Origin of the sequence: Polynucleobacter sp. AP-Jannik-300A-C4, assembly GCF_018688335.1 — a bacterium.
GTDB lineage: Bacteria > Pseudomonadota > Gammaproteobacteria > Burkholderiales > Burkholderiaceae > Polynucleobacter.
Window position 1 is genome coordinate 950,753 of record NZ_CP061316.1, and the last position, 20,890, is coordinate 971,642.

The window sequence follows — 20,890 nt, forward strand, 5'->3', positions numbered from 1 at the left end:
GCCTGATAGTTGGAGAATGAACTTAATTAATTAACGAGATCATTATGTTTGCAGGTATGAATACGGGTGTTGCGCCATCATTGGCACCGCACCACATGGCATTAATTCCACCAGAACGTTTGGCGGAAATTCAAAAGGAATATTTTTCGGAGTTTTCTCAACTCGCAACGAATCCCGAGGCAATTGAAGTAAAAGATCGTCGCTTCTCTGGTAAAGCGTGGCATTCATCTTGGAGCAAGATGATTGCAGCAACCTATTTGCTGAACTCTAAACATCTCATGGCCCTTGCTGAGGCTGTGGATACTGATGAAAAAATGAAGGCAAAAATTTTGTTCACTACAGAACAAATGATTGATGCTTTATCCCCTTCAAACTTTATTGCTACCAATCCTGAGGTTCTTGAAAATATTATTAACACCCAAGGGCAATCTATTCAAAACGGAATAGTGAACTTGTTGGGCGATTTAAAAAAAGGCAAAGTATCGCTGACTGATGAAAGCGCTTTTGAAGTTGGTAAGAATATTGCAACCACTGAAGGCCAGGTGGTTTTTCGCAATGATCTCTTTGAGTTAATTCAGTACACACCCTTAACTGAAACAGTGTATGAGCGCCCATACTTAATGGTGCCTCCTTGTATTAACAAATACTATATTTTGGATTTGCAGCCAGATAACTCCGTGGTCCGTTACATGGTGGAGCAGGGTCACACTGTTTTCTTGGTCTCCTGGAGAAACCCCGACGCATCGATGTCCAAAGTAACTTGGGATGACTATGTTGGCGATGGCGTCATCAAGGCGATTGAGGTTGTTAAGGATATTGGCGCTGCAGATCAGATTAATGTTCTCGGATTTTGTGTCGGCGGCACTTTAACCTCTACCGCATTAGCAGTATTGGCAGCACGTAAAAAAGATTATGTTGCAAGCTTAACTTTGCTCACCACTTTATTGGATTTCACTGACACCGGAATTCTGGATGTGTTCATCGACGAAGGTATGGTCAAGTTGCGCGAGACCACCATTGGTGGTGAGGGCGGCCACTTTGGGATGATGTCTGGTCTGGATTTAGGAAATACATTCTCTTTCCTGCGTCCAAATGATTTGGTTTGGAATTATGTTGTTGAAAATTATTTAAAAGGTAATTCACCACCCCCATTTGATTTGCTCTATTGGAATGGCGACTCAACTAATCTACCTGGCCCAATGTATTGCTGGTATCTACGGCATACCTATCTACAAAATGAATTAGTTAAACCAGGCAAGCTTACCGTTTGTGGTGAAAAAGTTGACCTAGGCAAGATTACAGCTCCAGCGTATATCTACGCATCGCATGATGACCACATTGTGCCGTGGAAATCTGCCTATGAATCTACCCACATCCTGAAGGGTAAGAATCGATTTGTCTTGGGTGCATCAGGCCATATTGCTGGCGTGATTAACCCACCAGCAAAGAACAAGCGCCATTATTTTGAAAATAATAAATTGGCAACGACTGCAGATGAGTGGTTAGCTGCAGCAAAAGAGATCAAGGGTAGTTGGTGGCCTAACTACGCTCAATGGTTAGAACAGTTTGGTGGCAAGAAAATTAAAGCCAGCAAAACGTTCGGTAATGCACAGTACAAAAAACTAGAAGCAGCGCCTGGTAAGTACGTGAAAGAAAAAGTATCCGCTGCTCAATAATATTTTCATAAGGGGTAAGACATGTCTCAAAAGATTGCATACGTAACTGGTGGTATGGGTGGTATTGGTACCGCTATTTGTCAGCGCCTCTCCAAGGACGGCTTTAAGGTTATCGCAGGTTGTGGCCCAAATTCACCGCGTAAAGATCGCTGGCTTGGCGAGCAAAAAGCTTTGGGTTATGACTTCATCGCCTCTGAAGGTAACGTTTCTGACTGGGACAGCACTGTTGCTGCTTTTGATAAGGTAAAGGCTGAAGTAGGTCGTGTTGACGTTCTCGTAAATAACGCTGGTATTACTAAGGACAGCGTATTCCGCAAAATGACTCCTGAGCAATGGAAAGCGGTGATTGATACCAACCTCAATTCTTTATTTAATGTGACTAAGCAAGTGGTCGATGGTATGGCTGATAACGGTTGGGGCCGGATTATCAATATTTCTTCTGTAAACGGCCAGAAGGGACAGTTTGGTCAATCCAACTACTCCACTGCAAAAGCAGGCTTGCATGGATTTACGATGGCCTTGTCACAAGAACTAGCCTCTAAAGGGGTAACTGTAAATACAGTGTCTCCTGGTTATATCGGTACTGATATGGTGAAGGCTATTCGTGAAGATGTTCTCGAGAAGATTGTTGCTGGGGTTCCTGTTAAGCGCTTGGGCACTCCGGAAGAGATTGCTTCGATTTGCTGCTGGATTGCCTCTGATGATGGCGGTTATGCAACTGGCGCTGACTTCTCCTTGAATGGTGGCCTGCATACTGGTTAAACCCATCAAAAATGCAGTTTTAGTGGTCTGCTCATCGGCATATTTACCTTTAGGTCAAACTAGGGATAAACTATGCCGATGTTGCATTGCAGTAATGAGAGTTAGGAAAAAATACATGGCCACACGTTCCAAAAAAGCCGGCGACAGCCGCTTGATCAAGAAGTATCCCAATCGTCGTTTATATGACACCCAAACCAGCACCTACGTCACGCTGGCCGATATCAAAAATTTAGTAATGGCAGGCGATGCATTTAGCGTTGTTGATGCAAAAACTGAAGATGATTTAACTCGCAATATCTTGCTGCAAATTATCTTGGAAGAGGAGGCTGGTGGTGCCCCGGTTTTTTCAACTCAAATGCTTTCTCAAATCATTCGCTTCTATGGCAACTCCATGCAAGGCTTGATGGGTAGCTATCTTGAAAAGACCATGCAATCTTTCGTGGATATTCACAATAAGCTAGGTGACCAAACTCAGGGCTTAGGTGCAGGTAGCACGCCCGAAGCATGGGCCAAGATGATGAATTTACAAAACCCGATGATGCAAGGCTTGATGGGCAACTACATGGAGCAGAGCAAAGACTTATTTGTGAAGATGCAAGAGCAAATGCAAAACTCCCCAACGATATTTAGTGGCTTCCCATTTCCAGGTCAGCCTAATAAGACAGAAAAAGAATAGTTGTGGCGGGTAAAGTTGGTTTTGTTTCCTTGGGATGCCCCAAGGCATTGGTTGATTCTGAACTCATTCTCACTCAATTAAGTGCTGAGGGTTACGAGACTGCTAAGGATTATTCCGGCGCCGATCTTGTTGTTGTTAACACCTGCGGCTTTATCGATTCTGCTGTTGAGGAGAGCCTTGCTGCAATTGGCGAAGCTTTATCAGAAAATGGCAAGGTGATCGTTACTGGGTGCTTAGGTGCTCGTAAAAATGCCGATGGTAGCGACCTTATTCAGAGCATCCACCCCAAGGTTCTAGCCGTTACAGGCCCGCATGCCACTCAAGAAGTAATGCAGGCGATTCATCTGCACCTACCAAAACCGCACGACCCGTTTACTGATTTGCTTCCGCCAATAGGTGTGAAGCTCACACCAAAGCATTATGCATACCTCAAGATCTCCGAGGGCTGTAATCACCGTTGCACCTTCTGCATTATCCCAAGCATGCGTGGCGATCTGGTTTCACGTCCTATTGGTGAAGTGCTGCTTGAGGCTAAAAAATTATTTGAGTCCGGCGTAAAAGAATTATTGGTTGTTTCTCAAGATACGAGTGCCTATGGTGTTGATATTCAATATCGCACTGGTTTTTGGGATGGCAAACCTGTTAAGACTCGTATGTTTGATTTAGTAAATGCTTTAAATCAAATTGCCAGAGAGCATCAGGCTTGGGTTCGCCTGCATTACGTGTATCCCTATCCGCATGTTGATGATGTTTTGCCATTAATGGCAGAGTTTTCTGATCATGGCTATGGCGTGTTGCCTTATTTAGATATTCCTTTGCAACATGCGCACCCAGATGTGCTCAAACGCATGAAGCGTCCTGCAAGTGGAGAAAAGAATCTAGAGCGCATACAAGCATGGCGGGCTGCATGCCCAGATTTAGTTATTCGCAGTACATTTATTGCAGGCTTCCCAGGCGAAACCGAGGAAGAGTTTGAGTACTTGTTGAATTTCCTCGATGAGGCTCAAATTGATCGTGCCGGTTGTTTTGCCTATTCACCTGTTGATGGTGCAACAGCCAATACCTTGGATAACCCAGTTCCGGAATCCTTGCGCGAAGATCGTCGCGCTCGTTTTATGGCTAAGGCTGAAGAAATCTCCATAAAACGCCTTGCTAAAAAAATAGGCAAGCGTATTCAGGTCATCATTGACCGAGTAGATGAATCCGGTGGAATTGGTCGAACCATCGGTGATGCCCCTGAAATTGATGGTTTAGTGCGGGTTTTACCCCCAAGCAAGCCCTCTAAGCGTTACCGTACCGGTGAAATCATCAAAGTGACGGTGATTAGCTCCCAAGGGCATGACCTAATAGCCGAAACTTGACTATTAGAATAAAAATAGTGTTTTGGCTTTTTATTTGGGTCAATATTTTGCCTATTTAGGCACCGTAAAGGGGATTAATATGAGTCGTGATGTCGTTGTTTTGAGTGCTGTCCGTTCAGCAATTGGTACTTTTAATGGATCACTGAGTAGCCTTGAGCCATCAGAGCTCGGCGGTATGGTGATGAAAGAAGCGGTAGCCCGATCTGGAGTTGATCCAGCCTTAATTAATTACGTTACTGTAGGAAATACCATTCCTACAGATAACCGTTATGCCTATGTTGCACGCGTTGCCTCAATCCAGGCTGGTCTACCAATGGAATCTGTTGCGATGGCCTTGAATCGTTTATGCAGCTCAGGCTTGCAAGCGATTGTGACAACTGCCCAACAAATTATGCTGGGTGACTGCGATTACGGTATTGGTGGCGGTGTTGAAGTGATGTCACGCGGTATGTATGGCTCACCAGCAATGCGTAGCGGTGCTCGCATGGGCGATACCAAAATGATTGACTTGATGGTTTCTGTCTTGACCGATCCATTTGGCGTTGGACATATGGGTGTTACTGCTGAGAACCTCGTTGAAAAATGGAAGCTGACTCGTGAAGAGCAAGATGCTCTAGCCGTCGAGTCACATCGTCGCGCAGCTAATGCAATTAAAGAGGGTCGCTTTAAGTCTCAAATCGTTCCAATTACTATTAAAACTCGCAAGGGTGATGTGGTGTTTGATACTGATGAGCATGTCAAGCCAGACACCACGATGGAAACTTTGGCGAAGATGAAAGCAGTCTTCAAAAAAGAAGGTGGTAGCGTTACTGCAGGTAATGCTTCAGGTATTAATGATGGCGCAGCATTCTTTGTATTGGCTGATGCTGATACGGCGAAGAAGGCTGGTCATAAACCAATCGCTCGCTTAGTGTCATATGCTGTTGCTGGCGTACCGAACCACATTATGGGCGAAGGCCCAATTCCAGCAACCAAGATTGCTCTCGAGCGTGCTGGCCTGAAATTAGATCAAATTGATGTGATTGAATCTAATGAAGCATTTGCTGCACAAGCCTTGGCTGTTACTAAAGGCTTGGGCTTAGATCCAGCTAAGACCAACGTGAATGGTGGCGCGATTGCATTAGGTCACCCAATCGGTTGTTCTGGCGCTGCAATTGCCACTAAAGCTATCCATGAATTACATCGTGTTCAGGGCAAATATGCTCTGGTCACAATGTGTATTGGCGGTGGTCAGGGTATCGCAACTATTTTTGAGCGCCTGTAATCAGCGTTCATTTACTGCCCTAGCTTAAGCAAGTGCTTTAGTTAATTAGCAGTAAAGCAGCATCCAAGCCGACTCGGTCAAAAGCCGCGTCGGCTTTTTCTTTGACAATCGGTTTTGCGCGATAGGCGATGCTAATACCTGAGCCATGCATCATTGGTAAATCGTTAGATCCATCACCCATGGTGATGGAATGTTGCTTTAGGCAATTCATGAGCGTGCAGGCTTGCTCTAGATAGGCGCTCTTAGCTGCGCCATCAACGATATCGCCAATCACTTTACCGGTGAGCTTGCCATCAATAATTTCCAGGGTGTTAGCTTGGGTTTGTTTGAAGCCCAATTCCTTTTGGAGTTTTTCAGTAAAGAAGGTAAAGCCACCAGAAACTAGGAGCGTATAAAGACCCTTTGCATTTGCTCCAGCTAATAATTCAGCGGCGCCAGGGTTAGGGCGCAAGCGTTCTTTATAGACTGAATCCAATACATCAGCGGATACGCCTGCTAACAAAGCAACACGTCTACGCAAACTTTCTTTAAAGTCTTTGATTTCGCCACGCATTGTGGCTTCAGTGATTTCAGAGACCGCAGCCTTTTTACCTGTGAAGTCAGCAATCTCATCAATACACTCAATATTAATCAGGGTAGAGTCCATATCCATGGCCAACACCTTTACCGCATCAGCCTTAAATCCCGGTGATAGAAAAGCCAAATCTGTATTGTATGTGGCGGCGATATCGCGCATTGCAACTCTTGCCTCAGGCAATAAGTTTTGAGAGCAAGTCCAGCGCGCAGTGAAATATTTTGATGGTGATGGTTCTAGCGTGAGCTGAGAAATTTCTAGCCCTAGAACTTTGGCATGCGCATTGAATGCAGCATTTAAATCTGTTGGTATTTGGGTATTCGCAAGCGCTACAAGAGTAAGGTGGCTAGACATGGGTATTAAGTAATCAGAAATTAGTTAACGTGAGCAGTATTGAGTACTGCGGATTCATTGAGGCTTCGGAGAATTTTCCGGATTTGGTCTAGACGTTGCTCTAGTTTCTCAAAATCTTTTTCTTTCTGGGGAAGAATTTTTAACTTATCTTGACCATTTAGTTGAATGTATTTTGATGACTGAATTAACTGAATGATCTTCATTGGGTCAATTGGCGGATTAGGAATAAATTGAATCTGAATTGAGCTTGGGCTCGCATCAATCTTCTTAATGCCAAAGCCACTCATCTCCAATCGTAGGCGGTGAGTTTCATAAAGTGATTTAGCTTGGTCTGGTAAATCACCATAGCGGTCAACTAGCTCTTCACGCAATCCCATGAGCTCGGAGAAGTCGTTTGTGCCAGCAAAGCGCTTGTACATCGAGAGACGCTCATGGACATCAGGGCAGTAGTCATTTGGGAAGAGGGCAGGCACGCCTAGATTGACGTCAGTTGTAGCTTGAAGTGGCGATAGGAGATCAGGCTCTTTACCGCTGCGGAGGGATTTAACGGCGCGATTGAGCATCTCGGTATAGAGCTGAAAGCCAATTTCATGAATCTCACCAGACTGTTTGTCGCCCAATACTTCTCCTGCTCCCCGAATCTCTAAATCATGCATTGCTAAATAGAAGCCCGAGCCTAATTCTTCCATTGCCTGAATGGCATTCAAACGTAATTGCGCTTGCTTACTGAGTGCCTCAGGGTCTGGCACGAGCAGATAGGCATATGCTTGGTGATGAGATCGACCAACACGACCACGTAATTGGTGTAACTGCGCCAAACCAAACTTATCTGCGCGATGCATGATGATGGTATTAGCAGTGGGAACGTCAATACCAGTTTCAATAATGGTGGTGCATAACAGGATATTGGTTCGTTGAGTCACAAACTCACGCATGACGGATTCCAATTCGCGCTCGTGCATTTGACCATGCGCTACGCTGATGCTTGCTTCTGGTATTAGCTCTTGTAAAGCATGCTTACGGTTCTGAATCGTTTCAACTTCGTTATGTAGGAAATAAACTTGGCCACCACGCTTAATTTCGCGAAGTACTGCCTCACGAATGACGCCGTCACCTTCGCGACGCACAAAGGTTTTGATAGCCAAACGCTTCTGGGGTGCTGTAGCAATAACAGAAAACTCACGTAGGCCTTCCATCGCCATACCCAGTGTTCTTGGAATCGGCGTAGCAGTCAGAGTCAGAATATCCACTTCGGCGCGCAATGCTTTAAGCGCATCCTTTTGACGTACACCAAAACGATGCTCCTCATCGACAATCACTAATCCCAAATTGGCAAATTGAGTTTCTTTTGATAGCAGCTTATGTGTGCCAATGATGATGTCAGCCTCGCCTTTAGCAATGGCTTCAAGTGCTGCATTAATTTCTTTAGTAGTTTTAAAGCGTGAAAGCTCAACAATGCGTACTGGCCAATCGGCAAAGCGATCTTTCCAGGTGGCAACATGCTGTTCTGCGAGGAGGGTGGTCGGCGCTAGGATGGCTACTTGCTTACCACCCATTACTGCAACAAAACTGGCGCGAAGAGCAACCTCGGTTTTGCCAAAACCCACATCTCCACACACCAGTCGATCCATTGGAGTGCCACTGGTCATATCGCCGATGACTGCTGCAATGGCATTAGCCTGATCTGGTGTTTCTTCGAAGCCAAAGCTTTCTGCAAAAGCAGCGTAATCATGGGCCGAGAATTCAAAGGCATGACCTTTACGTATCGCTCTTGCAGCATACAAGCTCAGTAGTTCGGCAGCGGTATCTCGAATTTGTTGCGCAGCCTTACGTCGTGCTTTATCCCACTGTCCAGACCCTAATTGATGCAGTGGCGCCGAGTCGGGATCAGAGCCTGCGTAACGGGTGACCATTTGCAGCTGTTGTACCGGTACATACAGAGTCGCATCTTTGGCGTAAACCAAGTGCAAGAACTCTTCAAAAATGGGCTCTTCTTTGGGTGGCGCTAAATTGAGTAGTACCAATCCTTGATAGCGACCAATGCCATGATCAGAATGCACCACAGGATCACCAATCTTGAGCTCGGATAAATCCTTAAAGAGCATATCCGGATCGGCGCTCTCACTTTCTTTTCCTTTACGTCGTTGACGCGCAGTAGTGGTAAAGAGCTCTGCTTCGGTAACAACAATGAGGTTTGCAGCTGGCCAAGTAAAGCCGTTAAAGAGTTGGGCTGTAACTAATCCAAAAAGTGAATCACTCTTAATGAAATCAGCTATGCCTTCAAAGCCCTCTGGCTTTAATGGGTAGAGTGGTTTGCCATTTAGTCCTGCAACAGAATTACTCTCTTCAAAGAGTTGGCGTATAGATTCTTTTCGACCATTGCTATCACTACAAATGACTATGCGCACTTTCTCTTGAGAGACTAAAGCGCGCAGACGATTAATAGGGTCGGCATCACGGCGGTGCACTGCTAAATCTGGTACGGCTAAAAATTGCGGCGCTTCTTTGCTTTCTTTGTCCGCCTCTTTCTCTAATGCCAAACGTGCGTTGGGTTTAGCCGCTGTAAAGAATTGATCGACATCCAGAAATAATTCTGCGGGCGGAAGAATGGGGCGATCAAGATCATGCTTTAAGAATTCATATCTAGAAAGCGTATCTTTCCAAAAACCCTTGATAGATTCTTCAACATCACCAATATTCACCAACCAAACAGGATCACCTGAGCGGGGGAAATAATCAAAGACGGTAGAGCACTCATCAAAAAAGAGAGGGAGATAGGATTCAATACCTGCGCTGGGAATACCCAGGTTGGCATCTTTATAAATCGAGCAACGCGTTGGATCACCCTCAAATACTTCGCGCCATCTGCCACGGAAGGCCGTACGTGAAGCATCATCAAATGGAAACTCATGCCCAGGTAAAAGACGAACCTCCTTAACGGGATAGAGGCTGCGCTGGGTATCAGGATCAAAAGCCCGAATTTGCTCAATCTCATCACCAAAGAGATCTAGGCGATAAGGCAGGCTTGAACCCATCGGAAATAAATCAATCAAGCCACCGCGAATACTGTATTCACCTGGGCGCATCACGGAGCTGACAGGGTCGTAACCAGCCTGTTGTAACTGAAGTTTTAGTGCAGCCTCATTGAGCTTGTCACCTTGTCTAAAAAAGAAGGTGTGGCCCGATAGGAAATTTGGCGGACCTAATTTTTGCAGTGCTGTAGTAATAGGCACCAAGACAATGTCGCAGCTACCATTGAGTAATTCATAAAGGGTGGCTAAACGTTCGGAGACTAAATCCTGATGCGGTGAAAAATGGTCATAGGGCAGGATTTCCCAGTCGGGCAACAGGCGCGTCTTCAGTTGCGGCGCAAAAGCGGGGATTTCTTCTAAGAGACGCTGTGCTTCCTGTGCTTGAGCACAGAAAATTACCATGACTGAGAATTCAGATCGATATCGAAGGGCAGATTGGGCAATTAATGCAGCATCAGAAGACCCAACCAAGCCTGAAAAGGTAAAGCGCTGCCCAGCCCGCGGTGCAGGTATGGGGGGTGCTAGTTTTAATGCATCAGACATCTGACCTCATTATAGAATCAGGTGTGCACGCTGGAAACCTATCTTCTCAGGCTTTACCGCAATGCCACGCTGTGTTACCCACGGCCGGCACAGGATCAAGGCTTGGTGGATCTTTACCAAAACAGTTTCAGGAGTTGGCAGGCAAACCCATGCTGGCTTATGCCTTAAATGCCTTTGCTGCTACCCCAGAGATTGCCTCCATTTGGGTGGGGGTTAGCCCGGGTTTCATCGATAACCCCATCTTGGGCTCACTTTCGAATAAATCCGCATCTATTCAATTTCTTGCAACTGGTGGTCCAACTCGCCAAGAAACCGTCAGAAATACCCTTGCAGCTATGCTCAAGGCAGGCGTTCCAGAGAATGACTGGGTTTTAGTCCACGATGCAGCACGACCTGGAATTTCTCCTGAACTCATTCAAAAACTGATTCACGCTGTCACTGTAGCTGGTGAGGGTGGCCTCTTGGCAATGCCGCTGGCCGACACCTTAAAGATGGCCGATGCCAATTCAGCAATTGCTGGCAATCCCAATAGATCGATGAAGACGATTTCTAGAGATCACCTTTGGCAGGCTCAAACACCGCAGATGTTTGGTTTAAAGCGCCTGCATGATGCAATTGATGAGGGTATTCGTCTGGAGGCCGACATCACGGATGAGGCGAGTGCAATGGAGCTCTCTGGCTCTAGTCCATTATTAATAGAGGGTGCCACTCGCAACTTCAAAGTAACCCACCCAGCAGATTGGGATTTGATGCAAACCATTTTGCGGGCAAGCACTAAATAAGCTCTCAGAACCTATCAAGACAACTTAATGACTTCAAGCACACCCCAAATCCCTCAGTTCCGTATTGGTCAAGGTTATGACGTTCATGCCCTTGTTGAAGGTCGAAAACTTATCTTGGGTGGTGTGCATGTCCCCAACGAAAAAGGCTTACTTGGTCATTCCGATGCAGACGCTTTGTTGCATGCCTTAACCGATGCACTACTAGGAGCTGCTGGCTTGAATGACATTGGCCAGCTATTTCCAGATACCGATCCTCAATTTAAGGACATGGATAGCCGTATTCTGCTGAGAGCTGCCCTCCAGAAGATTCAGGCTGCTGGATTTCAGGTTGGGAATGTCGATGCGACGATTATTTGCCAAAAGCCCAAATTGGCCACTTTTTTGCCCGAGATGGTACGCAATATTGCGTCAGATTTGGCCGTTACACCAAGCCATGTCAACCTGAAGGCCAAAACCAATGAATCCCTTGGGCACTTAGGCAGAGGTGAGGGTATTGCAGTCCATGCTGTGGCTTTGCTCTATAAGGCTTAAATATCTTCTAAAACCGCTAAGCATTGTAGAATTACGGTCTTTAGAGTGAAGCTTCAGCTCGGTAGTGTTTGCGGAATTCGCGCGAGGATGGCGAAATTGGTAGACGCACCAGGTTTAGGTCCTGACGCCAGAAATGGTGTGGGGGTTCGAGTCCCCCTCCTCGCACCACAAGATTGCTACTTGGCTTGGGCTTCACATATCCGATTTTCAATTAAGAGACGAGAATGGCTGTGCAGATAGAAAATTTAGGTCAGTTAGACCGCAAAGTGACCTTAGAGTTCGCTCGTGCCGATTTGGCTAAGGCAAGAGAAACCCAATTGGCTAAATTGGGTAAGACTATGAAAGCTCCAGGCTTCCGTCCAGGCAAAGTGCCTAAGAATATGGTTGAAAAGCAATACGGTATGCAAGTGGATTTTGAGCTGCAGTTCGATAAAGCTCAAGAACTCTTCTTTGAGTTGGCTAAAAAGGAAAATATCCTTTTAGCCGGCCAACCACGCCTTGACCCAAAATCAGAATTAGACGCAGACAACATTGTGTTTGATGCCTACTTTGAAGTGTTGCCAGAAGTGAAGATTGGTGACTTCAGTACAGCAGAAGTGACTAAGTACACAACCGATATTTCTGATGCAGAAATTGATCGCGCATTAGATGTATTACGTAAGCAGCAAGTTCATTACCACCCACGTGGTGAAGCCGGTGCACATGGTGATGGCGGTGCAAATACTGCCGCCCAAGCTGGCGACCAGGTTGTAATCGACTTCGTTGGCAAGATCGATGGCGTTGAATTTGCTGGTGGCAAAGCTGAAAACTTTGAATACGTTCTTGGTGAAGGCCGTATGCTCCCAGAGTTTGAGGCTGCTACATTGGGCCTCAAGGCAGGTGAGAGCAAGACTTTCCCATTAAGCTTCCCAGCGGATTACCACGGCAAAGATGTCGCTGGTAAGACTGCCGATTTCACTATCACTGTAAAGTCAGTCAATTGGGCGCACCTGCCAGCAGTTGATGATGCTTTCGCATTGTCCATGGGCGTTGCTGAAGGTGGCGTTGCCAAGATGCGCGAAGAAGTAAAAGAAAATTTAGAGCGCGAAACCAAACGTCGCATTACTTCCTTGTTAAAAGGTGAAGTAATGGAAAAGCTCAACAGCCTTTGCGAGCTCGATGCACCAAAGTCTTTGGTTGCTCAAGAGCAAGAGCGTTTAGTTGAGTCTGCCCGTCAAGACTTGATGCAGCGTGGCATTCCAAATGCTAAAGATGCTCCAATTCCTGCTGAGATGTTTGCTGAGCAAGCTATCAAGCGTGTACGCCTTGGATTGATATTGAGCGACTTGGTTAAGCAGCAAAACTTGGCTGCTACAGCTGATCAAATTAAAGCTGAGATTGATGAGCAAGCTGCTACTTACGAAGATCCAAAAGAAGTGGTGCGTTGGTTCTATAGCAACCCAAGCCGCCTCAAAGATATCGAGAACTTGGTATTGGAAGATAACGTGATTAAGTATTTCACTTCGCAAGCTAAAGTGATTGATAAAGCGGTTACTTTCGAAGAACTCAGCAAGCTCAATTAAGTATTTAACAAATAAAGGCCTGATCACATGAACCAGAATCATTTCCAGTCTGAGAATCTAGAACCCCAAGGTTTGGGTTTAGTTCCCATGGTGATTGAAACCTCTGGTAGAGGTGAGAGGGCCTATGACATTTACTCTCGTTTACTAAGAGAACGGGTTGTGTTCTTGGTTGGCGAAGTAAATGATCAAACTGCAAACTTAGTGATTGCCCAGTTGCTATTCCTTGAGAGCGAGAACCCAGATAAAGAAATCTCTCTGTACATCAACTCTCCTGGTGGTTCTGTATCTGCTGGATTGGCGATCTATGACACCATGCAGTTCATCAAGCCACACGTAAGTACTTTGTGTATGGGTATGGCTGCCAGCATGGGTGCATTCTTATTATGCGCAGGTGAGAAGGGCAAACGTTACGCATTGCCAAATTCACGAGTCATGATTCATCAGCCATTAGGTGGCGCACGTGGCCAAGCTTCTGATATTGAAATTCAAGCTCGTGAAATTCTTTACTTGCGTGAGCGTTTGAATAAGATTCTCTCTGAACGCACTGGCCAATCTATTGAAACAATTGCTAAAGACACAGATCGCGATAACTTCATGTCTGCAGATCAAGCTCAAGAGTATGGCTTGATCGATAAAGTTATCGACAAACGTCCTTAATCACTACTTCTCATTTAGACGGCCATCTTGAGCGATATCAATACCACCAATAGCGCAGATAAAGTTTTGTATTGCTCTTTCTGCGGCAAGAGCCAACATGAAGTGAAGAAGTTGATTGCTGGCCCGTCTGTTTTCATTTGTGATGAGTGCATCGATCTCTGTACTGACATCATTCAAGAAGAGCTTTCTAAACTTCCCAAAGTTGAGGGCGATGACTCTTTGCCAACACCGCATCAGATTCGTGAAAATTTGGATCAGTACGTTATTGGCCAAGATCATGCCAAGAAGACATTGGCGGTTGCGGTCTACAACCATTACAAGCGTTTGCAGTACTTGCCAAAACCTAAAAAAGAGAAGCTCGATAAAGACGGCAAAGCTGTCGAATCAACCGATAAGAAAGAGTCTAAAGTTCCTGCCAAGGCTATGGTTGATGGTGTTGAACTAGCAAAGAGCAATATTTTGCTAATTGGTCCGACTGGCTCCGGCAAAACTTTATTGGCTCAGACTTTGGCTCGAATGCTTGATGTGCCCTTTGTCATGGCTGACGCAACCACACTAACTGAAGCAGGCTATGTTGGTGAAGACGTTGAAAATATTATTCAGAAGTTGTTGCAGGCTTGTGATTACAACGTTGAAAAAGCCCAGCGTGGCATTGTTTACATTGATGAGATCGATAAGATCTCCCGCAAATCAGATAACCCATCCATTACTCGTGACGTATCAGGCGAGGGTGTTCAGCAGGCCCTGTTAAAGCTGGTGGAAGGCACAATGGCCTCTGTTCCGCCTCAAGGTGGCCGTAAGCACCCAAATCAAGATTTCTTACAAGTTGATACAACCAACATCTTATTTATCTGTGGCGGTGCTTTTGACGGCCTGGAAAAGGTCATTCAGCAGCGTACCGCTAAGACTGGCATTGGATTTAATGCCACGGTCCCCGGTAAAGATGATCGTGGCGTTAGTGACCTCTTAATTGAGGTTGAGCCAGAAGATTTAATTAAGTTTGGTCTGATACCTGAATTGATTGGTCGTCTGCCGGTTGTAGCAACTCTAGCCCAATTGGATGAAACAGCCTTAATTCAGATCCTGACAGAGCCTAAGAATGCCTTGGTTAAGCAATATCAAGCGCTATTGACAATGGAAGGCTCTGAGCTTGAGGTTCGCCCAGCAGCATTGTCAGCAATTGCCAAGAAGGCTATTGCACGCAAAACTGGTGCACGTGGACTGCGTTCTATTCTTGAGGGTTCCCTCATGGATGTGATGTATGACCTGCCATCTTTAAAGAATGTTCAAAAGGTGGTCATCGATGAGAGCACTATTTCGGAGGGCGGAAAGCCCATTCTGGTCTACAAGCAGGGTGACGAATCTACAGAAATGAGCAAAAAAGCCTAATTTTTAGTCTTTTTTGCTGTTTTCACAGGGTTTTTGCTCACTTTTTGCATATTTCCCCCTTGTTTTTCGCTTGGCGACACCCATATAGGTAGTATCCTATTCCTAAATTATGTCCGTATGTAGTGGTGCGGCATTTTTAGAGATTTTTACGGAATGACTATTTTGGAGGATTTGCCCCATGCCTGGCCACTTATTACTACCCTCTGAACCTATTCAACTTCCACTTCTCCCATTGAGGGATGTCGTGGTGTTCCCGCACATGGTTATCCCGTTGTTTGTAGGGCGACCAAAATCAATCAAAGCCCTAGAAGCCGCCATGGAAACTGGCAAAAATGTGCTTTTAGTTGCTCAAAAGACAGCTGCCAAGGATGAGCCTTGCGTTGAGGACCTCTACGAGGTCGGCTGTATTGCCAACATTCTGCAAATGCTGAAGTTGCCAGATGGCACTGTTAAGGTCTTGGTTGAGGGTGTACAACGCGCTGAAGTAAGTCAAGTCGAAGATAGCTTGGGCTACTTTGCCTGTGAGGCAACCCCAACTCCTATGTCAGCGTTAGATGCACATGAAACTGAAGCATTGCGTCGTGCCATCATGGCGCAGTTTGATCAGTATGTAAAACTGAATAAGAAAGTTCCTCAAGAAATTCTCTCTTCATTGGGCGGCATTGATGACCCAAGTCGTTTAGCAGATACGATTTGCGCTCATCTTCCAGTCAAGCTTGAGCAGAAGCAGCGCTTGCTAGAGATGACTGACGTGATTCAGCGTTTAGAAAGTCTCTTGGCTGATCTTGAGAGCGAGATCGACATCCTTCAAGTTGAGAAACGTATTCGTGGACGCGTAAAGCGCCAGATGGAAAAGAGTCAGCGCGAGTACTACCTGAATGAACAAGTTAAGGCTATTCAAAAAGAATTAGGCGAGGGCGAAGAGGGCGCTGATCTCGAGGAGCTCGAGAAGCGCATTAAAGCCGCGCGTATGCCTAAGGAAGCATTGAAGAAGGCTGAGTCTGAGTTGAAGAAACTTAAGCTGATGTCACCAATGTCTGCTGAAGCGACAGTGATTCGCAATTTCATTGATACATTGGTAACGCTTCCTTGGAAGAAGAAAACCAAGATTAATAATGATTTAACTAATGCTGAAAAAGTATTAGATGAGGATCATTATGGTCTGGATAAAGTTAAAGAACGTATTTTGGAGTACCTTGCGGTTCAACAACGTGTAGATCGCGTCAAGGCTCCCATCCTGTGTTTAGTTGGCCCTCCAGGAGTTGGTAAAACCTCTCTGGGTCAATCTATTGCCCGCGCAACTAACCGTAAGTTTGTCCGTATGGCCCTGGGTGGCGTGCGTGATGAGTCCGAGATTCGTGGTCATCGTCGTACCTATATCGGCTCTATGCCCGGCAAAATTCTTTCTAGCTTGACTAAGGTAGGCGTACGCAATCCCTTGTTCCTCTTGGATGAAGTAGATAAGATGGGCATGGACTTCCGCGGTGATCCCGCGAGTGCCTTGCTGGAAGTGTTAGATCCAGAGCAAAACCACACATTCCAAGATCACTATGTTGAAGTCGACTTTGATCTGTCCGATGTGATGTTTGTTGCGACGTCGAACTCGTTGAATATTCCCGGTCCTTTATTGGATCGCTTGGAGATTATTCGTCTTGCAGGCTATACCGAAGATGAGAAGACTAGTATTGCGATCAACTATTTAATCCCTAAACAGATTAAAAATAATGGCCTCAAGAAAGACGAGTTGAAGATTGAGGAATCCGCTGTTCGCAGCATGATTCGCTACTACACACGTGAAGCTGGTGTGCGTTCTTTGGAGCGAGAGATTAGTAAGATTTGCCGCAAGGTAGTCAAGTTATTGCTACTGAAGAAAGAGGCTGCCCCAGTTACTGTGGATGCTGACAATCTCGAGAAATTCCTCTCAGTCAAGATGTATGACTTTGGTTTGGCGGCAAAGGAGAATCAAGTCGGCCAAGTTACAGGTTTAGCCTGGACTGAGGTTGGCGGAGATCTTCTGACAATCGAAGCAGCGGTAATGCCTGGTAAAGGTGTTATTACTCGCACCGGTTCGATCGGTGACGTTATGAAGGAGTCTGTGGAAGCGGCAAAAACTGTGGTGCGCTCGAGAGCAAGAGCTTTGGGAATTGCAGATGAAGCCTTCGAGAAGAAAGATATTCATATTCACTTCCCGGATGGCGCAACACCAAAAGATGGCCCGTCTGCCGGCATTGCAATCACAACAGCCCTCGTATCCGTATTTACTGGGATTCCAATTCGTTCTGATGTGGCGATGACCGGGGAAATTACCTTGCGCGGCGAAGTGCTTCCGATTGGTGGCCTCAAAGAGAAGTTATTAGCGGCACATCGCGGTGGCATTAAGTTGGCCTTAATTCCCGAGGAAAATGTCAAAGATTTGATCGACATACCGGATAACGTCAAGAATGCAATTGAAATTGTGCCGGTACGTTGGATTGATAAAGTTCTTGAATTAGCATTAGAGAGAAAACCAGTTGCTTTGCCTGATCCAACGCCAGAAGAACTAGCTAAACAGGCTGCTGAAGCTAGCAAGGCCAATGAAAAGATTTCTTCTGGAGAGGCTTTAAAGCATTGATGTCTAGGGGATATTTGAGGGATTTTGAGTCAAATTAAGTGGCTTATTTAAGTTCATTTTGATGAAGAATCTCTCTTATGTCCCCACACTAGGTTACAATCTCGTCTGTATTAAATTGGGGCGCTTAGCTCAGATGGTAGAGCGTCTGCCTTACACGCAGAATGTCGGCGGTTCGATCCCGTCAGCGCCCACCAGTTCCCCAAACCACCCTTCAGTTTCCTTTCTTAGGCTTTCTAGTTCCTCTAGACACCCAGCCTAGTACACTCGCGTTATTGACTTTATTTTCGAGCGATTAATCCATGTTTGATTCAGTACGTAAACACCGTAAGATTTTGCAGTTTGTACTCATGCTGTTTATTGTTCCCTCATTCGCATTATTCGGGATCTCAAGTTACTCCGAATTCATGGATAAGGAAACTGACTTAGTTAAAGTGAATGGCAACCCCATTACGCTCCAAGAAGTCGATATGGCGGCAAAGCGTCAAGCAGAGCGCGTTGGTGGAAATCTACAGATTGCTCAAAGCTTACCGTTTCGTCAGGCAATCTTGAACGAATTGCTGCAACAGCGCATCTTGGGATTTGCTGTGAGCGATCTGCGTTTACAGGTAGGAAAACAAGAACTTGTTAATAGCCTACAAATGATTCCGCAGATTCGTGCTTTGTATCGTGAAGACGGAAAATTTGATGATGCTCGTTTTAAACAGTTGCTGGCAAGCAATGGCATGAATGAAGAGCAGTTTTATGCCAGCCAAAGCTTTGACTTAAAAATTCAACAGTTAGTGAATTCGGTTGCACGTACGGAGTTGACTAACCCAAAACTGTCTCAAATTATTTTGTCCTTATATGAGACCGAAAGACAAGTTCAAACTTTGCAGTTCAATGCTAAAGATTATTTGTCCAAAGTAAACCCAAGCCCCGAAGAGTTACAAACCTTTTATGAGGCTAATGCCAAGCTATTCGAGCGCCCTGAATATATCGATGTGGAATACATCGTCCTGAAGGCTGATCCCAAAGAAGATTCGAAAGTGTTTAGCGAAAAGGCAGATCAGTTTGCAAACATCACTTACGACCAAGCTGATAGCCTGAAACCGGCTGCTGATAAATTAAAGCTCAGTATTCAAACTCAGAAGGGCGTAACACGTAGTGGTGCGCCTGGTGTATCCAGTGATCATCCATTGGCTAATCCTAAGGTGGTTCAGTCCCTCTATGGCGATGAGGCTCTTAAGAACAAGCGCAATACTGAGGCCGTCCAAACAGCGCCAGGTGTCTTTGTATCTGCCCGCGTTGTGACGCTACACCCAGCGCAAACTTTGCCTTTTAAAGAAGTTGCGGCTGAAGTGAAGCGCCAAGTTACTCAACGTGCTGCCGAGAAACTAGCCATTGCGGATGCCAGTGAAAAATTTCTTGCACTTGAAAAGGACCCGAAGAATGCTGCTGGTTTTGGAAGCGCTAGCTGGATCTCGAGAAATAAGCCGGGTAGCCTAGTAGGCGCTTCTATGGATGAGATCATGTCTGTTAACGCAAGCAAATTACCTGCCGTAGTTTCAGTGGCAAATCCCGGTGTAGGCACTACTATTTATCGCATTGACCAGGTTCGCCAACCAGCGGTCGTTGATGCTAAGGTGCGTAATGCGCAAGCACAACAGATTCAAGCATTGGCTGCACAGTCAGAATTTGCTGGTTTTATGGCTTACTGGCGCAATAGTGCTGGCGTTAAAGTCATTAACCCGCTCAAACAGGCAAGCTCGGGTAGTTAAATTTAAGGTAGCTTTTTTAGCAAGCTACTGTATGGGGCCATTGAGCCCCATACGTTTTGAAAGATAACGCTTTGTGCTTCAACATTTGGGTGTAAGCGATCCGCTTGAAATAATTCCGGCCTAGTGGCAACGCCTTCCAAGAAGAAGGGCAGCAACTCAATCCGCTCTTGTTTTGCCAGTTGCGCATAAAGCTCTTTAAATTGCATGGTGTAATTTTGACCATAGTTTGGAGGAATCTGTATGCCACAGAGCAAAACCTTGGCACCTGATTTCTTGCTCATCTGAATCATCTTGCGTAGATTCGTTTCTGTTTGATTTACAGGCAAACCACGCAAGGCATCATTTGCTCCGAGCTCTATCAGGACAATTCCCGGTTTCTTTTGATTTAATAGATTAGGGAGACGACTTAGTCCTCCTGAGCTTGTCTCACCGCTAATGCTGGCATTAAATACGCTCCATGGGCTCTTGTCCTTAATAAGCTGCCCTTCTAATAGGGTGACCCATCCACTTCCACGAGGCAGGCCATATTCGGCTGAAAGACTATCTCCTAAAATCAGGACCACCGGCTTGACCTGAGCCCAGGAAGAAATGCTCATTAAGAGGCAAAATAGACCTGTAATGAATTTATTACTAGTTAATAGTTGAATCCGCATTTTTCCATTCTAAGAAATTCCCACATGAACAAACAGTCTAATTCCATTGTTGCTGAGCGCGTGGGCAAGCTAGTAAACACTGCTGATGGCGACTTAGTCATTTTGCATGAACTCAGCTTTCAAATTGAGCAAGGCGAGAGTGTGGCGATTGTAGGTGCCTCAGGGTCTGGAAAAAGCACTTTGTTAAGTCTGCTGGCCGGTCTCGATCTCCCAAGTACAGGTCAGATATACCTAATGGGCCAAAACTTAAATCTACTAGATGAAGATGGTAGGGCCCGTTTGCGCGGCCAATCTGTTGGCTTTGTCTTTCAATCATTTCAGCTATTGCCGCATTTAACCGCCCTAGAGAATGTAATGCTCCCCCTGGAGATTGCTGGCGTTAAGCAATCTGAGGCAAGGCAGGCTGCCGCTGAGTGGCTCGATAAGGTTGGATTAAGTCTAAGATCAAACCATTTTCCAAAGACCCTCTCTGGGGGTGAGCAACAGCGTGTGGCTTTAGCTAGGGCCTTTATCAATAAACCAGCCATCCTATTTGCTGATGAGCCCACTGGGAGCCTTGATGAGGCAAGCGGAAATAGGGTGATTGAGCTCCTTTTTGAGCTGAATCGGGAGAATTCCTCAACCTTGGTTCTGGTGACCCATGATCCTGCCTTGGCCGCACGGTCAGGGCGCCAATTAAGCCTTCAGGGCGGTCGCCTAGCTTAAT

16 protein-coding genes and 2 tRNA genes are annotated in these 20,890 nt (G+C 45.8%); 15 read left to right on the forward strand and 3 right to left on the reverse strand.

Annotated features, from left to right (window positions below; translation table 11 throughout):
• Positions 1–44: 44 nt before the first annotated feature.
• The 5 genes from phaC to FD975_RS05015 all read left to right on the forward strand — a co-directional run bounded on the left by phaC (position 45) and on the right by FD975_RS05015 (position 5,739).
• Positions 45–1,676 (forward strand): class I poly(R)-hydroxyalkanoic acid synthase, encoded by a 1,632-nt coding sequence (phaC, locus tag FD975_RS04995; RefSeq protein ID WP_215303604.1) that lies wholly within the window; start codon positions 45–47, stop codon positions 1,674–1,676.
• 21 nt (positions 1,677–1,697) lie between these two features.
• A complete protein-coding gene (locus FD975_RS05000; protein WP_215303606.1) occupies positions 1,698–2,438 on the forward strand; it encodes a 3-ketoacyl-ACP reductase in 741 nt (246 codons plus the stop codon).
• Positions 2,439–2,553: 115 nt separating this feature from the next.
• Entirely contained in the window at positions 2,554–3,114 is a 561-nt protein-coding gene (phaR, locus tag FD975_RS05005) for a polyhydroxyalkanoate synthesis repressor PhaR (protein WP_215303608.1), read from the forward strand.
• Positions 3,115–3,116: 2 nt separating this feature from the next.
• Positions 3,117–4,475, forward strand: coding sequence for a 30S ribosomal protein S12 methylthiotransferase RimO (rimO, locus tag FD975_RS05010; RefSeq protein WP_215303610.1), 1,359 nt, complete (start codon positions 3,117–3,119; stop codon positions 4,473–4,475).
• A gap of 79 nt (positions 4,476–4,554) precedes the next feature.
• Complete coding sequence (locus FD975_RS05015) at positions 4,555–5,739, forward strand: acetyl-CoA C-acyltransferase family protein (RefSeq protein WP_215303611.1); 1,185 nt, start codon at positions 4,555–4,557, stop codon at positions 5,737–5,739.
• A gap of 37 nt (positions 5,740–5,776) precedes the next feature.
• Here FD975_RS05015 and serB read toward each other — a convergent pair whose 3' ends face one another.
• Together serB and mfd are read right to left on the reverse strand one after the other, a co-directional pair.
• Complete coding sequence (gene serB / locus FD975_RS05020) at positions 5,777–6,667, reverse strand: phosphoserine phosphatase SerB (protein ID WP_215303613.1); 891 nt, start codon at positions 6,665–6,667, stop codon at positions 5,777–5,779.
• Between the two features lie 20 nt (positions 6,668–6,687).
• A complete protein-coding gene (gene mfd, locus FD975_RS05025; RefSeq protein ID WP_215303615.1) occupies positions 6,688–10,242 on the reverse strand; it encodes a transcription-repair coupling factor in 3,555 nt (1,184 codons plus the stop codon).
• Here mfd and ispD point away from each other — a divergent pair.
• The 9 genes from ispD (at position 10,230) to FD975_RS05070 (ending at position 19,531) form a co-directional block, all read left to right on the forward strand.
• Positions 10,230–11,024, forward strand: coding sequence for a 2-C-methyl-D-erythritol 4-phosphate cytidylyltransferase (ispD, locus tag FD975_RS05030; RefSeq protein ID WP_215303617.1), 795 nt, complete (start codon positions 10,230–10,232; stop codon positions 11,022–11,024). The genes mfd and ispD overlap by 13 nt on opposite strands.
• A gap of 27 nt (positions 11,025–11,051) precedes the next feature.
• Entirely contained in the window at positions 11,052–11,555 is a 504-nt protein-coding gene (gene ispF / locus FD975_RS05035) for a 2-C-methyl-D-erythritol 2,4-cyclodiphosphate synthase (protein WP_215303619.1), read from the forward strand.
• Between the two features lie 81 nt (positions 11,556–11,636).
• Positions 11,637–11,723, forward strand: a tRNA-Leu gene (locus tag FD975_RS05040).
• A gap of 56 nt (positions 11,724–11,779) precedes the next feature.
• A complete protein-coding gene (gene tig, locus FD975_RS05045) occupies positions 11,780–13,117 on the forward strand; it encodes a trigger factor (RefSeq protein ID WP_215303621.1) in 1,338 nt (445 codons plus the stop codon).
• 27 nt (positions 13,118–13,144) lie between these two features.
• On the forward strand, positions 13,145–13,774 hold the full coding sequence (gene clpP, locus FD975_RS05050) for an ATP-dependent Clp endopeptidase proteolytic subunit ClpP (protein ID WP_215303623.1): 630 nt from the start codon (positions 13,145–13,147) through the stop codon (positions 13,772–13,774).
• A 36-nt stretch (positions 13,775–13,810) separates the two neighbouring features.
• Positions 13,811–15,163 carry an ATP-dependent Clp protease ATP-binding subunit ClpX gene (gene clpX / locus FD975_RS05055; RefSeq protein ID WP_371743401.1) on the forward strand — a complete coding sequence of 451 codons (1,353 nt, stop codon included), beginning with the start codon at positions 13,811–13,813 and terminating at the stop codon, positions 15,161–15,163.
• A gap of 178 nt (positions 15,164–15,341) precedes the next feature.
• Positions 15,342–17,774, forward strand: a complete 2,433-nt coding sequence (gene lon / locus FD975_RS05060; protein ID WP_215303627.1) for an endopeptidase La — start codon at positions 15,342–15,344, stop codon at positions 17,772–17,774.
• 118 nt (positions 17,775–17,892) lie between these two features.
• Positions 17,893–17,968: transfer RNA gene (locus tag FD975_RS05065), tRNA-Val, on the forward strand.
• A 105-nt stretch (positions 17,969–18,073) separates the two neighbouring features.
• Positions 18,074–19,531: a peptidylprolyl isomerase gene (locus FD975_RS05070; RefSeq protein ID WP_215303629.1), complete on the forward strand. Its 1,458-nt coding sequence runs from the start codon at positions 18,074–18,076 to the stop codon at positions 19,529–19,531.
• Between the two features lie 2 nt (positions 19,532–19,533).
• Here the strand turns inward: FD975_RS05070 and FD975_RS05075 are convergent, their stop codons facing one another.
• Positions 19,534–20,127, reverse strand: coding sequence for an arylesterase (locus tag FD975_RS05075; protein WP_251371429.1), 594 nt, complete (start codon positions 20,125–20,127; stop codon positions 19,534–19,536).
• A gap of 81 nt (positions 20,128–20,208) precedes the next feature.
• Here FD975_RS05075 and FD975_RS05080 point away from each other — a divergent pair, with 81 nt between their 5' ends.
• Complete coding sequence (locus FD975_RS05080; RefSeq protein ID WP_215303633.1) at positions 20,209–20,889, forward strand: ABC transporter ATP-binding protein; 681 nt, start codon at positions 20,209–20,211, stop codon at positions 20,887–20,889.
• Position 20,890 lies beyond the last annotated feature (1 nt).

What these genes read in the sequence shown, in the direction of transcription:
- phaC (WP_215303604.1), top strand. Translation starts at nt 45, where the DNA reads ATGTTTGCAGGTATGAATACGGGTGTTGCGCCATCATTGGCACCGCAC.
- FD975_RS05000 (WP_215303606.1), top strand. Translation starts at nt 1,698, where the DNA reads ATGTCTCAAAAGATTGCATACGTAACTGGTGGTATGGGTGGTATTGGT.
- phaR (WP_215303608.1), top strand. Translation starts at nt 2,554, where the DNA reads ATGGCCACACGTTCCAAAAAAGCCGGCGACAGCCGCTTGATCAAGAAG.
- FD975_RS05015 (WP_215303611.1), top strand. Translation starts at nt 4,555, where the DNA reads ATGAGTCGTGATGTCGTTGTTTTGAGTGCTGTCCGTTCAGCAATTGGT.
- serB (WP_215303613.1), bottom strand. Translation starts at nt 6,667, where the DNA reads ATGTCTAGCCACCTTACTCTTGTAGCGCTTGCGAATACCCAAATACCA.
- ispD (WP_215303617.1), top strand. Translation starts at nt 10,230, where the DNA reads ATGCATCAGACATCTGACCTCATTATAGAATCAGGTGTGCACGCTGGA.
- mfd (WP_215303615.1), bottom strand. Translation starts at nt 10,242, where the DNA reads ATGTCTGATGCATTAAAACTAGCACCCCCCATACCTGCACCGCGGGCT.
- ispF (WP_215303619.1), top strand. Translation starts at nt 11,052, where the DNA reads ATGACTTCAAGCACACCCCAAATCCCTCAGTTCCGTATTGGTCAAGGT.
- tig (WP_215303621.1), top strand. Translation starts at nt 11,780, where the DNA reads ATGGCTGTGCAGATAGAAAATTTAGGTCAGTTAGACCGCAAAGTGACC.
- clpP (WP_215303623.1), top strand. Translation starts at nt 13,145, where the DNA reads ATGAACCAGAATCATTTCCAGTCTGAGAATCTAGAACCCCAAGGTTTG.
- lon (WP_215303627.1), top strand. Translation starts at nt 15,342, where the DNA reads ATGCCTGGCCACTTATTACTACCCTCTGAACCTATTCAACTTCCACTT.
- FD975_RS05070 (WP_215303629.1), top strand. Translation starts at nt 18,074, where the DNA reads ATGTTTGATTCAGTACGTAAACACCGTAAGATTTTGCAGTTTGTACTC.
- FD975_RS05075 (WP_251371429.1), bottom strand. Translation starts at nt 20,127, where the DNA reads ATGAGCATTTCTTCCTGGGCTCAGGTCAAGCCGGTGGTCCTGATTTTA.
- FD975_RS05080 (WP_215303633.1), top strand. Translation starts at nt 20,209, where the DNA reads ATGAACAAACAGTCTAATTCCATTGTTGCTGAGCGCGTGGGCAAGCTA.